At 63.4% G+C, this 13,841-nt stretch carries 16 protein-coding genes; 2 read left to right on the forward strand and 14 right to left on the reverse strand.

All coding sequences use genetic code 11. The annotated features are described in order from the left end of the window. The 14 genes from EOC06_RS41805 to EOC06_RS06025 all read right to left on the reverse strand — a co-directional run. Window positions 1-489 (reverse strand): dihydroxyacetone kinase subunit DhaK (locus tag EOC06_RS41805; protein ID WP_245469359.1); only part of this gene is annotated, 489 nt, incomplete at its 3' end. Window positions 490-579: 90 nt separating this feature from the next. After that, the gene (locus EOC06_RS05965; RefSeq protein WP_127328785.1) at window positions 580-1,002 is read right to left on the reverse strand and encodes a hypothetical protein; all 423 of its coding nucleotides are present in this window, start codon (window positions 1,000-1,002) and stop codon (window positions 580-582) included. Window positions 1,003-1,013: 11 nt separating this feature from the next. Then, window positions 1,014-2,600: a phosphoenolpyruvate--protein phosphotransferase gene (ptsP, locus tag EOC06_RS05970; protein WP_127328784.1), complete on the reverse strand. Its 1,587-nt coding sequence runs from the start codon at window positions 2,598-2,600 to the stop codon at window positions 1,014-1,016. After that, window positions 2,584-2,886, reverse strand: coding sequence for an HPr family phosphocarrier protein (locus EOC06_RS05975; protein ID WP_127271907.1), 303 nt, complete (start codon window positions 2,884-2,886; stop codon window positions 2,584-2,586). Before EOC06_RS05975 ends, ptsP begins: the two co-directional genes overlap by 17 nt. 21 nt (window positions 2,887-2,907) lie before the next feature. Next, on the reverse strand, window positions 2,908-3,297 hold the full coding sequence (gene dhaM, locus EOC06_RS05980; protein ID WP_013528085.1) for a dihydroxyacetone kinase phosphoryl donor subunit DhaM: 390 nt from the start codon (window positions 3,295-3,297) through the stop codon (window positions 2,908-2,910). After that, complete coding sequence (gene dhaL, locus EOC06_RS05985; protein ID WP_128307317.1) at window positions 3,294-3,896, reverse strand: dihydroxyacetone kinase subunit DhaL; 603 nt, start codon at window positions 3,894-3,896, stop codon at window positions 3,294-3,296. Before dhaL ends, dhaM begins: the two co-directional genes overlap by 4 nt. Before the next feature lie 72 nt (window positions 3,897-3,968). Then, window positions 3,969-5,612 (reverse strand): dihydroxyacetone kinase subunit DhaK, encoded by a 1,644-nt coding sequence (locus tag EOC06_RS05990; RefSeq protein ID WP_128307318.1) that lies wholly within the window; start codon window positions 5,610-5,612, stop codon window positions 3,969-3,971. Between the two features lie 55 nt (window positions 5,613-5,667). Then, window positions 5,668-6,681, reverse strand: coding sequence for an ABC transporter ATP-binding protein (locus tag EOC06_RS05995; protein WP_128307319.1), 1,014 nt, complete (start codon window positions 6,679-6,681; stop codon window positions 5,668-5,670). Beyond that, on the reverse strand, window positions 6,674-7,786 hold the full coding sequence (locus tag EOC06_RS06000; RefSeq protein WP_127320731.1) for an ABC transporter ATP-binding protein: 1,113 nt from the start codon (window positions 7,784-7,786) through the stop codon (window positions 6,674-6,676). The genes EOC06_RS05995 and EOC06_RS06000 overlap by 8 nt, the downstream gene beginning before the upstream one ends. A 2-nt stretch (window positions 7,787-7,788) precedes the next feature. Beyond that, complete coding sequence (locus EOC06_RS06005) at window positions 7,789-7,995, reverse strand: hypothetical protein (RefSeq protein ID WP_127320730.1); 207 nt, start codon at window positions 7,993-7,995, stop codon at window positions 7,789-7,791. Continuing rightward, window positions 7,992-8,942, reverse strand: a complete 951-nt coding sequence (locus tag EOC06_RS06010) for a carbohydrate ABC transporter permease (protein ID WP_013528079.1) — start codon at window positions 8,940-8,942, stop codon at window positions 7,992-7,994. The genes EOC06_RS06005 and EOC06_RS06010 overlap by 4 nt, the downstream gene beginning before the upstream one ends. Further along, the gene (locus EOC06_RS06015) at window positions 8,939-9,886 is read right to left on the reverse strand and encodes a carbohydrate ABC transporter permease (protein ID WP_032901495.1); all 948 of its coding nucleotides are present in this window, start codon (window positions 9,884-9,886) and stop codon (window positions 8,939-8,941) included. The genes EOC06_RS06010 and EOC06_RS06015 overlap by 4 nt, the downstream gene beginning before the upstream one ends. Window positions 9,887-10,012: 126 nt before the next feature. Beyond that, window positions 10,013-11,344, reverse strand: coding sequence for an ABC transporter substrate-binding protein (locus EOC06_RS06020; protein WP_027039732.1), 1,332 nt, complete (start codon window positions 11,342-11,344; stop codon window positions 10,013-10,015). A gap of 277 nt (window positions 11,345-11,621) precedes the next feature. Continuing rightward, window positions 11,622-12,311 (reverse strand): PIG-L deacetylase family protein, encoded by a 690-nt coding sequence (locus EOC06_RS06025; RefSeq protein WP_128307320.1) that lies wholly within the window; start codon window positions 12,309-12,311, stop codon window positions 11,622-11,624. A gap of 28 nt (window positions 12,312-12,339) precedes the next feature. Between EOC06_RS06025 and EOC06_RS06030 the strand changes: the two genes are divergently transcribed. Both EOC06_RS06030 and EOC06_RS06035 read left to right on the forward strand, forming a co-directional pair. Continuing rightward, window positions 12,340-13,230 (forward strand): DMT family transporter, encoded by an 891-nt coding sequence (locus EOC06_RS06030; RefSeq protein ID WP_127397038.1) that lies wholly within the window; start codon window positions 12,340-12,342, stop codon window positions 13,228-13,230. Between the two features lie 47 nt (window positions 13,231-13,277). Further along, a partial coding sequence (locus tag EOC06_RS06035; protein WP_128307321.1) for a DEAD/DEAH box helicase occupies window positions 13,278-13,841 on the forward strand: 564 nt, incomplete at its 3' end.

The following is a 13,841-nucleotide window of genomic DNA, read 5'->3' on the forward strand; positions in this document are numbered from 1 at the left end:
GCCATGTTCGGCAGCGGCTCCGACGATCTTTTCCACCACCAGCGTGCCGGCGACGCCGCGCCGGCCCGTCGTATAGGAAGAATTCTCGACGGCGACATCGTCATTGGTCACGATCTGCAGGATGCCTTCCGACATTTCGGCCGCCATGTCGAAGTTCATGACGTCGCCTTCATAGTTCTTGACGATGAACAGGCAGCCGGCGCCCGTGTCGACGGCTTGCGCCGCCGCCAGCATCTGGTCCGGCGTCGGCGGGGTGAACACCTGGCCGGGGCAGGCGGCGTCGAGCATGCCGTGCCCGACAAAGCCGCCATGCAGCGGCTCGTGGCCGGAGCCTCCGCCGGAGATCAACGCCACCTTGCCCGGCCGCAAGGTCTTGCGGCGGATGAATTTGTGCTCGTCGCCAAGCACCAGGATGTCGGCATGGGCGGCCACGAAACCGTCGAGGCTCTCGGTCAGCACCGTGTCCACCGAGTTCATGAACTTCTTCACGATCGTCTCCTCCCGAAATAGGCCTTCCAAACAATTCCAGGAAAAATGTGTCGCGGTTTTTTCCGGAATTGCGTAAAACAAAGAGTTCGATCAGCTACCCTTGCCGGTGATGCTGGTGATCTTCTGGATAAAGTCGTTCACCGCTTTGTCGAGTGCGGCGTTCTGCTTGTCGTCGCCGAAATCCGGCACCACAAGCGAGACATGCCGCGTCTTGCGCATGCCTGCCGCGACCGAAATTTTCCCCGGATGCGCCTGATGGTAGGCGGCGAGAAACTGATCGCGCTCAACCGGACTGAAATGGCAGACCGAAAATATAGCCGGCAAATGTTTAGACGGGATCGGAATTGAATAGGCAGGACTGGAAATCTGCGTGACGAAGCTTCGGTGTTTGCCGAGCGCATCGGCCAGGCGCTGGCGCATGCCGGATGGGCGCTGGTCGATGACGTGCGACAGGATCGTCTTGTAGGCGCGGATCGCGTCCTCGGAGCCAGGTTCGGGTTTGATGTCGACCATGCCGGCCGCGCCTAGACAGAAACGTCCGCGATGGCCGCCTTGGCCATGGCGAGTTGCGCCGGAGCGACGGAAAGATCGCGCAGGCCGGCCTCGAGCAGTGACGGGATCGAGGCGGGATCGCCGCCTGCATCGCCGCACAGGCTGACCGGGATTCCTTCCCGCTGGCCAAACGCGGTCACGGCAGCGATCAGCCGCAGCACGGCCGGATGACGGACCGAATTGAGATGTGCCACGGCAGCGTTATCGCGGGCAGCCGCCATGACATACTGGGTGAGGTCGTTGGAGCCGATCGAGAAGAAGGCGGCATCAGCAAAGGCTTCCGGCAGGATCGCCACCGACGGCACCTCGACCATGATGCCGAGCGGCGGCATCTTGCTCGCGATGCCGCGCGCGGCAAGTGCGGTCTGCTCCTCGGCGAACATCGCCGCTGCCTGTCGGTATTCCTCCACAATGGCGATCATCGGAAACATCACTTTCAGATTGCCGTGCACCGCGGCGCGCAGCAGTGCCCGGATCTGTACACGAAACACCTCCGGCCTTGCCAGCGACAGCCTGATTCCGCGCAGGCCGAGGAACGGATTGCTCTCCTCGATGGTGAAGCCGGGCACCGGCTTGTCGCCGCCGGCATCGACGGTGCGGATCGTCACCGGTTTTTCACCAGCCCATTCCAGCACCTTGCGATAGGCGCGATACTGTGTCCCCTCGTCCGGCAGCGTCTTGCCGAACAGGAATTCGGTGCGCATCAGCCCGACCCCGTCGCAGGTGGCGATATCGATGCCGTCGACCTCGGACGGGTCGGCGATGTTGACCTGCATCCGCACCGCCGTGCCGGCCTTGGTCACCGCCGGTCGCGCCAGGAAGGTCCCGGCCCGATCGCGGCGCGCCCGGAATGATGAGGAGGATAGCCGAAAAGCGGCGATTTCGGTCCTGGAGGGCGACACCACGATGCCGCCATGTTCGGCGTCGAGCAGGGCGATACCGGCGAGATGAGCCGGCGAAGCACCGAGACCGACGATCATGGGTACGCCGCGCGAGCGCGCCAGCATGGCGACATGGCTGGCCGTGCTGCCCGCCCTCAGCGCGATGCCGCCGCCGCTGCTCCAGTCGGTTTCGAGAAAACGCGTCGGCGCGATATCCTCGCCATAGAGGATGGCGCCGGCGGGCGGCTCGACGTTGCCAACCTCCGACAGAGCCCGCAGCACCTGGTCCCTGATATCGCGGATGTCGGCGGCGCGCGCGCGGAAATAATCCTGGTCCGAAGCATCGTAGCCGGCGATTTCAGCGTTAAGCGCCTGCCGCCACGCCGTGTCGGCCGGCAGGCCGGTGCGGATCGCGGCATAGGCCGGGCTGCTCAGCGCATCGTCTTGCAGCATGGCGATCTGAAACTCGAGAATGTCGGCGGCATCGCCCTCGGCCATCCCGATCATTGCAGTGAGACGGCCCGTGGCGATGCCGATTGCGGCATCGAGCGCGGCCTTCTCATCGTCGGCTGTTTCTTTGCCGACATAGGAGCCGACAGTCTGGTCGAGGTCGAACAGCGGCCCTTCGGCATAACCGGCCGAGGCCGAAATGCCTTTAATCCTAAGCGGTTCGGGCATGGTCCGCGCCTTCGTCGAAATCGCGCCGCACCAGTTCGACCAGCGCGTCGACGGCATCATTGGCGCCGTCTCCGCTGGCCCTGATGTGCAACAGCGTACCCTTCGGCGCCTTGGTCGCCATCACCTTGACGATGCTCTTGGCGTCGAACCAGGGGCCGTTGGCGGCAAGCGCGATTTCCACCTCGGCGGCAAAGCTCTTGGCCAGCTTGGTGAACTTCACCGAAGGACGCGCGTGCAGGCCCACCTCGTGGGTGATCACAACGGTCGCTTCGGCGGATGCGGACATGTCTTCAAACTTCCCGTTCACTCACGACGGCGACAATTCATGTGCCGTCGCCACCACTTCCCGGAGCGAGGCGCCGCCGGAGGCCTCGGTCGCCGCCATCACCGCGCCTTCGACGATCGGCGCGTTGCAGACGATGATCTTGTGCGAGCGTGGCTCGCCGATCATCTCCACCGCCATTTCCGAGTTGGTCTCGGCACCGCCGAGATCGACCAGAATGGCGACACCGGCTTCCGACCAGGCCTTGTCGATGGCGCCCATGATCGCCTCGACATTGGTGCCGAGCCCGCCATGGCCGTTTCCGCCGCACCATGCAAGCGGCACTTCGTCGCCCACCATCTGCCGCACCATGTCGGCCGTGCCCTCGGCAACCAGCGGCGAATGCGAAACGATGACGATGCCGACATTGCTCATGGCTGACCTTCCAGCGTTTCGACGATCGTGCGCACCAGAAGCGCGGTCGAGCGTGCACCGGCATCCATGTGGCCGATCGACCGGTCGCCAAGGAACGACGCACGGCCGCGCCGGGCCTTCATCGGCACGGTCGCCTCGGCGGCCGCATCGGCGATACCTGCGATTTCCGGCGCCGTCTTTCCCTGCAGCAACGCGTCATGCACCGGCTGCAGCACGTCGAGCATGGTTTTTTGTCCAACCTGCGACTTGCCCCGTGCTGCCACCGCTTCGATCGCCTTGCCGAACGCCGCCGTCAGATTGGCGCGATCAGGCGCCGCTGAAATCTCCTTGCCGAGTGCCAGGAAAAGGGTGCCGAATAGCGGGCCGGAGGCGCCGCCGACCGTCATCACCAGCTTGGTGCCGATTGCCTTCAAGGCATCGGGCAGCGGTTTGGCCGAAAATGCTTCGGCTTCCACGCGCACGGCCTCGAAGCCGCGCTTCATGTTCAGCCCGTGGTCGCCGTCGCCGATCGCCTGGTCGAGCGCCGTCAACTCCTCGGCGTGAGCGGCAATGGTATCCGCAGCGGCCGCGATCAGCCTGGCAAGGTTCAACGCCGCCATGTCACCCGCATTTCCGGTTTCTATCTTGCCGGCAGTATCGAAAGAACGATCATTCGACAACTGGAGCATGAATCAGGCCGCTTCGTGCAGTGCGGCGGCGGCCGCGAAGACTTCGGCCACCGCGTGAGCGCCGGGGTCGACCACACCCTGCAATTTGCTGCCGACATAGGCGGACCGTCCGGCTTTAGCCTTCTCCATGGCGGCGGTGGCCTCGGCACCGCGTTGAGCCGCGATAGCCGCTTCGTCCAGGCTCCTGGCATCGAGCGCTCTGAGGGCTGGCTCGAGGGCATCGACCATGGTGCGATCCCCTATCCTTGCGCCGCCATAGAAAGTCATTCGCTCGAGGCCGGCAAGCAGCGCCTTGGCCAGGTTTGCGCCGCTCTCCAGAGCTTGCGCCGCGGCGGTGAAGAAGATCGACAGCAGCACGCCGCTGGAGCCGCCCATCGACGCGCTCAGTATGTCACCTATCGCGCCAAGGGTGGCTGCAGGCTCGGCAAGCGGTAGTGTATCAAGCCGCTCGAGAACACTGCGCGCGCCGGTCGCCACCGTCGAGCCGGTGTCGCCGTCGCCTGTTTTGGCGTCGAGCCCGTTCAACGTGGTTTCCAGCGCGATCAGCCGTTCGCAGATGGTGACGAGAAGAGAGCGGGTCCGCGCATCCTGGCTGGGCTTGCGTGCCGCGCTCTGTCCGGCCGCTTTCGCCATCGGCACGACGGCAGGTGAAACAACCGGCTTTGCCGGCATCCAGGCGTGCGGACCGACCGGCGCCTGCAAGGCGGTTTCGCGCGCCGCATCCAGCCGGATCAGCGACAGCGAGAAGCCGTTCATGTTGAGCGCCGTCATCAGCGGGCCCGGGCCGATCGTCAGCTTGATGGTTTTGGCCAGCGGCGATGCAAGCACCGCATTGGCGACGACAGACATTTCGAGCGGCGGCACGGAGCCGAGATTGTTGATCAGCAAGGCGTAGGTGGCCTTGGGATCAAGCCGTGCCGCGAGGCGCTCCGCCATGATCGCCACCAGCCTGTCGGCGCTCTGCACCGCAATCCGCTCGACGCCCGGCTCGCCATGAATGCCGAGGCCGAGTTCACCGTCATTCTCGCCAAACCTGTCTTCGTGCGGCTGGCCGGGGATCGAGCAGGACGACAGCGACATGCCGAGTGAAACGATATCCTTCGCCGCCGCGCGAGCGGCCGTTGCGACGAATGCCAGATCATGGCCGGCCTCCGACAGATGGCCTGCGATCTTGTGCACGAACAAGGTGCCGGCAACGCCGCGTGGCTGGTTGATGTCCGGCAGCGCGATGTCGTCGGCGACGATCACCATCTCTACATGAAATCCTTCGGCGCGCGCCTTCTCGGCGGCCAGGCCGAAATTGAGGCGGTCGCCGGTGTAGTTCTTGACGATCAACAGACAGCCGGCCGGGCCGGTGACTGCGCGAATGGCGGCCAGCACGGCTTCGACGCTCGGCGAGGCAAAGATCTCGCCTGAGACCGCCGCCGTCAGCATGCCTTTGCCGACGAAGCCGGCATGGGACGGCTCGTGCCCGGCCCCGCCGCCGGAGACGACACTGACTTTCGTCTTGTCCCAGTCGGCGCGCAGGATGACCTTGATCTCGGGATAGCCGTCGAGGCGCGCGAGATCGCCTGATCCGATGGTCCGCAACAGGCCGTCCAGCGCCTCGGTGACGATCGTTTCCCTGCGATTGAAAAAGTGCTTCATCGAATTCGTCCCGTACTGGCAAAGTCAAAACCGGTGCTGAATCACCGAAAACCGCTCACATCAATCGCTGTCCATCGGCGCCGAAATACAGCGGCGCCCGGTAGCGGATCACCACTTTGTCGCCCTGCGCCAGATCCGTGTCGGGATCGGTCAGCGTCACCAGTTTCTTGGTCCCCACCGTCACATGCAAATGGTTCTGATCACCGAGATGCTCGACCCAGTCGACGACGCCGTCGGCATGACCATTCGCAGCCTTCGCGATCGAAAGATGTTCGGTGCGCGCGCCGATCGTCTTGGTCCCGGCTGGCGCGCCGGCATCAGGCAGCAGTCCGGTCGGCAGAAGATTGATCGCCGGTTGGCCGAGCCTTGCCGCGACATGAAGGTTTGCCGGCTCGGAATAGATGGTGCGCGGCGAACCGATCTGCACCAGCACGCCCTCAGTGAGGATGCCGATGCGGTCTGCCATCGTCATCGCCTCAATCTGGTCGTGGGTAACGTAGAGCATGGTGGCGCCGAGTTCGGTCTGGATGCGCTTCAGCTCGAGCCTGAGATCGCCGCGCAGCTTGGCATCGAGCGACGACAGCGGCTCGTCCATCAGATAGATCGAAGGCTTGCGCACCAGCGCGCGGCCGATGGCGACGCGCTGCATTTCGCCGCCCGAAAGCTTGGTCGAGCGGTTGGCGAGCTTGTGATGGATGCGCACCATCCTGGCCACCTCCTCGACCCGGCGGCGGATCTGGTCCTCCGGCATTTTCCGCGCCGGCGAGCGCAGCGGGAAGGCGAGATTGTCGAACACCGAGAGGTGGGGATAGAGCGAATATTGCTGGAAAACGAAGGCCGTGTCGCGCTCGGCCGGCGACAGTGTCGTGGCATTGTGGCCCCCAATCTCGATCATGCCGGAATCCGGCCGTTCCAAACCGGCGATGAGCCGCAGCGTCGTCGTCTTGCCTGCCCCCGTCGGCCCGAGCAGCACGACGAACTCGCCATCTGCTATGTGCAGGTCGAGGCCGTCGACGGCGACATGGTCGCCGAAACTCTTGGTCACGTTCTTGATGTGCACCTCAGCCATGCTGGGCCCTCCGCTCCGAGGCGACATCGTGGATCGCGGTTCTCACCGCGCGGCCCGATCCCTTCTCGAACAGCGACAGCCGCGCGCTGCTCAGCGTCAGGCCGACATGGTCGCCGGTGGAGAGCCGGATTTCGGCCGGCACGCGTGCCTTGATGATACCGTCCGCCGTTTCGACCGCGACAATCTGCGTGGTGCCGAGATATTCGGTGCCATAGATGGCGCCGCGCAGCTTGGAGGCGTCGTCGAAGCGTATGTGCTCCGGGCGGATGCCAAGGGCCATGTCGCTGGGTGCGATGTCCTCTCGTACCTCCGGCACCGCGACCTTCGCACCTTGCACGATGATCTCCCTGGCGCCTTTGGCCAGCCCGCCGCCAAATCCCAAAAAGTTCATCGGCGGCGAGCCGATGAAGTCGGCGACGAACATGGTCGCTGGGCGGTCGTAGATTTCGCGTGGACTTCCGAACTGTTCGATGACGCCATGGTTCATCACAGCGATCTTGTCGGCCATCGACATCGCTTCCATCTGGTCGTGCGTGACATAGACCGTCGTGGCACGGATGCGGTTGTGCAGTTCGCGCAGTTCATGGACCATCAAATCGCGGAATTCGGTGTCGAGCGTGCCGAGCGGCTCATCCATCAGGAAGCATTTTGGCCGCCGCACGATGGCGCGGCCGAGCGCGACCCGCTGGCGGTCACCACCGGCAAGTCCGGAGACGGATTTGTTGAGCAGATGATCGATGCGCAGCAGTTTTGCCGTTTCCTCGACACGGGTGCGGATCTCGGCCGAAGGCATGCCTTGCGCCAACAGCGGGAAGCCGATGTTCTTGCGCACGTTCATGTGCGGATAGAGCGCGAACAGCTGGAAGACGAAGGCGATGTCGCGCTCGCGTGCCCGCAGCATGGTGACGTCGTCGCCGCCGAGCAGGATCTGGCCGCCGGTCGGCAGTTCGAGCCCGGCTATCATGCGCAAGGTCGTCGTCTTGCCGCAGCCCGACGGCCCGAGCATGACGAAGAACTCGCCATCCTCGACGACGAAGTTGGAATCCTGCACGGCGACGAAATCGCCGAAGGCCTTTCTCAGGTGCTGGACGCGGATTTCGGCCATGATTATTCCGGGAATTTCGAGACGATGATGAACATCACGGTGCCGGCGAGCATAGTGATGAAGGAGTAGGTGTAGAGCGACAGCGCGAAGGGCTGGAACAGCATCAGGAAGCCGATGGCGATCAGCGCCGTGGCGATGTTTTCCATCAGCCCGCGCCTGGCCCAGACCGGCCAGCGCGACTTGCGTTTCTGAGGCTTGGTCATGCTCATTTGCGCACCGCGCCGAAGGTGATGCCGCGCAGCAATTGCTTGCGGAGCAGGATGGTGAAGACCAGGATCGGCACCAGGAAGATCGTCGTGCCGGCCGCGACCGCCGGCCAGTCCTGGCCGCCTTCGCCGATGATGGTCGGGATGAAGGGCGGCGCGGTCTGCGCGGTGCCCGAGGTCAGGAGTGCCGCGAACGCATACTCGTTCCAGGCGAAGATCAGGCAGAAGATCGCGGTCGCTGCAATGCCGGTCGTCGCTTGCGGCAGCACGGTGCGCCAGAAGGCCTGCAGCCGCGTATAGCCGTCGATCATCGCCGCCTCTTCGTACTCGCGCGGGATTTCGTCGATGAAGCCTTTCAGCAGCCACACCGCCAGCGAAACATTGACCGCCGTGTAGAGCAGGATCATGCCGAGCGCGGTGTCCGACAGGCCAAGCTCGCGGTACATCAGATAGATCGGAATGGCGACGGCGATCGGCGGCATGAAGCGCGTCGACAGGATGAAGAACAAAAGGTCGTCGGCGAGCGGCACCTTGAAGCGTGAGAAGCCGTAGGCCGACAGCGTGCCGAGGAAGACGGCGCAGAAAGTCGAACCGAAGGCGATGATCAGCGAATTGACGAAGCGCGGCAGGAAGTTGGACGGGCCGGCGATCACCATGTTGCGCTTGCGCGTGGTCTCGTCGCAGAAGCCTGTCGCCGGGCCCAGCGAGTTGATGTATTCCGGCGTCTGCCGGGTCCGAGTCGTGAACAGATTGCAGTAGCCCTCAAGGCTTGGCTGGAACAGGATCTTGGGCGGATAGGCGATCGAATCCGGCGGCGTCTTGAAGCTGGTGGCGAAGATCCACAGCAGCGGCACGATCGAGATCAGTGCGTAAAGTACGATGATCGTGCCGGCGATCCGTTTCGAGTTGCTGCTCGGTGCGACGACCGAATGGGCTGTGGTCAGGCTCATCTCTGCTTCACCTTGTTGAGCGCCTTGACGTAGATGTTGGCGAGGCCGAACACCGCCACGAAAAGAATGATTGCGAAGGCCGAGGAATAGCCGGTGCGCCAGCTTTCGAAAGCCTGCCGCTTCAGCGTTATCGAGGCGACCTCGGTGGTCGAGCCCGGCCCGCCGCCGGTCAACAGATTGACCATGTCGAACATCTTGAAGTTCTCGATGCCGCGAAACAGCACAGCCAGCATGATGAAGGGCAGCGCCATCGGCAGCGTGATCGACCAGAATTGCCGCCAGTTGGAGGCGCGGTCGACCTCGGCCGCCTCGTAGATGTATTCGGGGATGGAGCGTAGGCCCGCGAGGCAGATCAGCATCACGTAGGGTGTCCACATCCAGGTGTCGACGATGATGATCGACCAGGGCGCCAGCGACACGTTGGAGAGCATCTGGATATCGGTCGGCGGGATCCTCGTGACGAAGGATATGGCGTAGGCGAACAGGCCGATCTGCGGCTCATAGAGGAAGCGCCAGAAATTACCGACCACCGCCGGCGACAGCATCATGGGCACCAGGATCAGCGTCGTCCAGAAGGCGTGGCCGCGGAACTTCCTGTCGATCAGCCAGGCCAGGGTGAAGCCGATCAGCGTCTGCAACAGGATGGTCCAGAACACGAAATGCGCCGTCGTCTGCATGGCGATCCAGATATCCTTGTCGCCGAGGATGCGCTGGTAGTTGGCAAAGCCGAGGTTCTTCACCACCTCGTTCGGGCGGTTGGCGCGGTAGTTGGTGAACGACAGATAGATCGCCCAGAACAGCGGAAAGATGTTGATGGCCAGCAGCAACAGGATCGTCGGCGAGATGAACAGCCAGGCGAGGCCCTTGTCGCTGATGCCCCGGACCTTGCGGGCCAACGGCTCCGGAGTCGCCCGGGCAACATTCTCCGCGGTCCGATTGAGCATGGTGAGTCCTGCTTCGGTCACTTGGTCGTCTCTGTCATGGAATTTATCTGAACTGCGTCCCGTGCCAAGGGCGGCACGGGACGCATGGGTCGAGCTCGGGAGGAGCCGGGTTACATCTTGCCCCAGTTACATCTTACCGTCGTCCTGGAAGACCTGCGTCCAGTCCTTGACCAGGCCGTCCAGCGCATCCTTGGCCGAACCTTGGCCGGCGACGACATAGTCGTGGAAACGCTTCTGCGAGGCCTGCAGCAGCGGGGCGTAGCTCGGCTCGGCCCAGAAGTCCTTCACGATGGCCATCGAGTCGAGGAAGGTCTGCGCGTAGGGCTGGCTGGCCGGGAAGCCCGGGTCCTTGACCACCGCGTTGAGGCAGGAATAGCCGCCGAGCGACCACCATTTGGCTTGCACGTCCTTGTTGGCGAACCATTTGATGTATTTCAGCGCCGCTTCCTGCTTGTCGGAATAGGACACCACGGAGATGCCCTGGCCGCCGAGCTGGGCGAACTGCTCGCCGTCCGGACCCTTCGGGTTGACGAAGTAACCGATTTTGTCGCCGCCGACATTCTCGTCCTTCTGCAGGCCTGGCCATGTGAAGGCGAAGTTCATGTGCATCGCCACCTGGCCGGATTTGAAGGCATCGACGCCTTCGCCCATATAGCTGTTCGAGGCACCCGGAGGCGTGCAGCAATCATAGAGCGCCTTGTAGAACTCCAGCCCCTTTACCGATTTGTCGGAGTTGACGAAGCCTTCCATTTCGTAGGGCTTTTTGGGGTTTTCGTACTGGAAGCCATAGCTGTAGAGCACGTCCATGGCGCCCATGGTGATGCCTTCCGAGCCGCGCTCGGTGTAGATCGAGGCGCCGTAGACGGTCTTGCCGTCGATCTCACGCTTCTGGAAGAACTCGGCGACCTGCTTCAACTGGTCGAAAGTGGTCGGCGGGCCGAGATCCCAACCGTACTTCTCCTTGAATTCCTTCTGCAGTTCCGGCTTGGAGAACCAGTCCTTGCGATAGGTCCAGCCGACGACGTCGCCCATGGCCGGCAGCGCCCAGTAGTTCGGCGTGTTCTTCGGCCATTCCGAATAGCCGACGACGGTTGCCGGCACGAAATCGTCCATGCTGATCTTCTCCTTGTCGAAGAAGTCGTTCAGCTTGACGTAATGGCCGTTCTCGGCAGCGCCGCCGATCCACTGGCTGTCGCCGATGATCAGGTCGCACAATTTGCCGTGCGAGTTCAGCTCGTTGAGGAAACGGTCGGCATAGTTGGTCCATGGCACGAACTCGAATTTCATGCCGATGCCGGTTTCCTTGGTAAAATCCTTGGACAGTTCGACAAGCGCGTTGGCCGGGTCCCAGGCGGCCCAGCACAGCGTCAGGTCTTCAGCGTGCGCGACGTTCGAGACGGCTGTCGACGCTGTGATCGCCGAGGTCAGTCCCAACGCCAGTTTCAAGCTCGATTTCATGACTTCCTCCCATTTGCGAAACGCGCCCGGATGACGGTTTCAAAAAGCCCTCAACCCCTCTCCTCAGGGGCCCAAACATGGCTGCGCGGTTATGCTGCGGATGTTTAGTAATTTGTTTAGTGATGCAATTTTTACTAAACAAAGCAAGCGAATTCGTTGCTGCGCCGCAGCATGCTTATCGCGATGTCTGAAAACGTTGGAGAAGCGCGGCTCGCTGGTCGGCTCACCGAAGCCGTTCAAGCCGCTTCTGGCCAGGGCCGTGGGTCGCCTCGGCTTCTCAATCGACCCTTCTGGTGCTCACCATCACCTTCCGGATCGGCGGCGCCGGCGGCAGCAGCGCGCGGATATCGGCGAACGGGAACGACGGTTCGAAGCGGAAGGCTTCGGCCGATGAGCCTTGCGCGCCGTTGCACTGGCCGGCTCGAAAGGCGTTCTGTGTCCGCGCGATGTCGACGAAGCGGTCGGGATCCTGCGACTGATGCATTCGGATCGCCTCGGCCTTGACGTCGGCATGGGCGGAAATGTCGACATAGTGCGTCGGCGAAAAACCGGTGCCGCCCATCGTGTCGGCATGCAGCACCGGGACGGCGAAAGACGCCGCGATGCGCACGCCGTCCGACAGCGCGCGATGGTCGGCATGATAGTCGTTGGGCGCATGCGTGATCACCAGATCCGGGCCGGTTTGACCAATCAGTGCTTTCAGAGCTCCGATCAGCGCTGCATCGGCCACCAACTCGCCGTCCGGGAAGTCGAGGAAGCGTGGCATCGCGCCTACCAGCGCAGCCGCGGCCGTTGCTTCATCGCGACGGACACGAGCGAGAACAGCGGGATCACTCGTGCCGCCCCTGGCACCATCCGTGGCCATGGCAAAAGTGAGCTCTGCGCCTTGCGCGGCATAGGCGGCCATCGTACCGAACATGAAGATCTCGATGTCGTCCGGATGGGCACCGAGCGCCAGGATTTTCAAATCACTCTCTCCCCGGAACTGGAACAACGTGACGAACGGAATCCTGCTCGCCCTGATCGCCTACGCAAGCTATTCGGGCAGCGATGCCGTTGTCAAAAGCCTGGGCGGTCAGCTCACGATCTTCGAGATCGGCTTTTTCATAACCTTGTTCGCGGGCTTCTTCCTGTTCTTCACGCGACCTGCGGGCGAACGCTGGCGCGATTTCTGGCGCACCAAAAGGCCATGGGCGGTGCAGGCGCGTGCCTGGGCGGGTATCGCTTCCGGCGTGCTCAGCGTCTACGCCTTCACCACCATTCCTCTGGCCGAGTCCTATGCGCTGATCTTCCTGGCGCCGCTCTGCGTCACCATTCTCTCCACGGTGATCCTCAAGGAGAAGGTCGGCCCCTGGCGCTGGCTGGCGGTGGTCGCCGGTTTTGCCGGCGTCATGCTGGTGGTGCGGCCTGGCTTTCGCGAACTCAATCTCGGCCATCTTGCCGCCTTCGGCGTTGCTTTCCTCGCGGCCACCAGCGTCATCCTGATGCGCTCGCTGGCGCAGCAGGAAAAGCGCACCACCATGCTCGGGGTGCTGGTCGGTTGCGGCCTGCTGTTCAACGGCATCGGTGCCGCCGCCACCGCCTTCACTGTTCCCAGCGGAAAGCAGTTGCTGTGGCTGGCAATGGCCGGTGCCTTCACCGCGGGTGGACAATTCCTGCAGCTGCTGGCCATGAAATACGCGCCCGCCAACCGCGTCGCGCCGACGCATTATTCGCAGATCGCCTGGGCGGTGATCCTCGGCGCGTTGTTCTTCCAGGAATATCCGGACGGGCTGTCGCTGGTTGGCCTGGCGGTCGTTGGCGGCGCCGGCCTGTTGACCATGGTTCGTGAGGAAGCGCGGCTGGGCACCGTGCGCTGGAACCCGTTTTCGCGCACCCGGCTTTAAACCGACTCTGGTTGCGCCTTGGCCGTAACCGCTGATATGCGGGCGCCATGACCACAAAACCCCTGCCGGAGCTTCCTGTATCCGCCGTGCTGCCGGCGCTGAGGGAAGCGCTGGGCCATGGCAACAGCGCCGTGCTGGTGGCGCCGCCGGGCGCCGGCAAGACGACGCTGGTGCCGCTGGCGCTGCTTGACGCGCCTTGGCTCGGCGCCGGCAAGATCATCCTGCTTGAACCGCGCCGGCTCGCCGCCCGCGCCGCCGCCCGCCGGATGGCTGAATTGCTTGGTGAGGAACCTGGCGCCACCGTCGGCTATGCCATGCGCATGGAAAACCGCATTTCGGCAAAGACCAGGATCGTGGTCGTCACCGAAGGCGTGCTGGCGCGCATGATCCTCGACGATCCCGAACTGCCCGGTGTTTCGGCTGTCATTTTCGATGAATTCCACGAGCGCTCGCTCGACGGCGATTTTGGTCTCGCTCTGGCGCTCGACGTCCAAGGGGCGCTCAGGCCGGATCTGCGCTTGGCAGTGATGTCGGCGACGCTCGACGGCGCGCGTGTCGCCAAACTCATGTCGGGCGCGCCGGTCGTCGAAAGCGAGGGTCAGCGCCTTCCC

It is taken from the genome of Mesorhizobium sp. M7A.F.Ca.MR.362.00.0.0 (assembly GCF_004023175.1).
Lineage (GTDB): Bacteria > Pseudomonadota > Alphaproteobacteria > Rhizobiales > Rhizobiaceae > Mesorhizobium.

Bases quoted from the DNA above. Each gene is read 5' to 3' on its own strand.
- EOC06_RS06020 (WP_027039732.1), bottom strand. From the start codon at position 11,344: ATGAAATCGAGCTTGAAACTGGCGTTGGGACTGACCTCGGCGATCACA.
- EOC06_RS05965 (WP_127328785.1), bottom strand. From the start codon at position 1,002: ATGGTCGACATCAAACCCGAACCTGGCTCCGAGGACGCGATCCGCGCC.
- EOC06_RS06000 (WP_127320731.1), bottom strand. From the start codon at position 7,786: ATGGCCGAAATCCGCGTCCAGCACCTGAGAAAGGCCTTCGGCGATTTC.
- EOC06_RS05990 (WP_128307318.1), bottom strand. From the start codon at position 5,612: ATGAAGCACTTTTTCAATCGCAGGGAAACGATCGTCACCGAGGCGCTG.
- dhaL (WP_128307317.1), bottom strand. From the start codon at position 3,896: ATGGCGGCGTTGAACCTTGCCAGGCTGATCGCGGCCGCTGCGGATACC.
- dhaM (WP_013528085.1), bottom strand. From the start codon at position 3,297: ATGAGCAATGTCGGCATCGTCATCGTTTCGCATTCGCCGCTGGTTGCC.
- ptsP (WP_127328784.1), bottom strand. From the start codon at position 2,600: ATGCCCGAACCGCTTAGGATTAAAGGCATTTCGGCCTCGGCCGGTTAT.
- EOC06_RS06005 (WP_127320730.1), bottom strand. From the start codon at position 7,995: ATGAGCATGACCAAGCCTCAGAAACGCAAGTCGCGCTGGCCGGTCTGG.
- EOC06_RS06010 (WP_013528079.1), bottom strand. From the start codon at position 8,942: ATGAGCCTGACCACAGCCCATTCGGTCGTCGCACCGAGCAGCAACTCG.
- EOC06_RS06015 (WP_032901495.1), bottom strand. From the start codon at position 9,886: ATGCTCAATCGGACCGCGGAGAATGTTGCCCGGGCGACTCCGGAGCCG.
- EOC06_RS05995 (WP_128307319.1), bottom strand. From the start codon at position 6,681: ATGGCTGAGGTGCACATCAAGAACGTGACCAAGAGTTTCGGCGACCAT.
- EOC06_RS05975 (WP_127271907.1), bottom strand. From the start codon at position 2,886: ATGTCCGCATCCGCCGAAGCGACCGTTGTGATCACCCACGAGGTGGGC.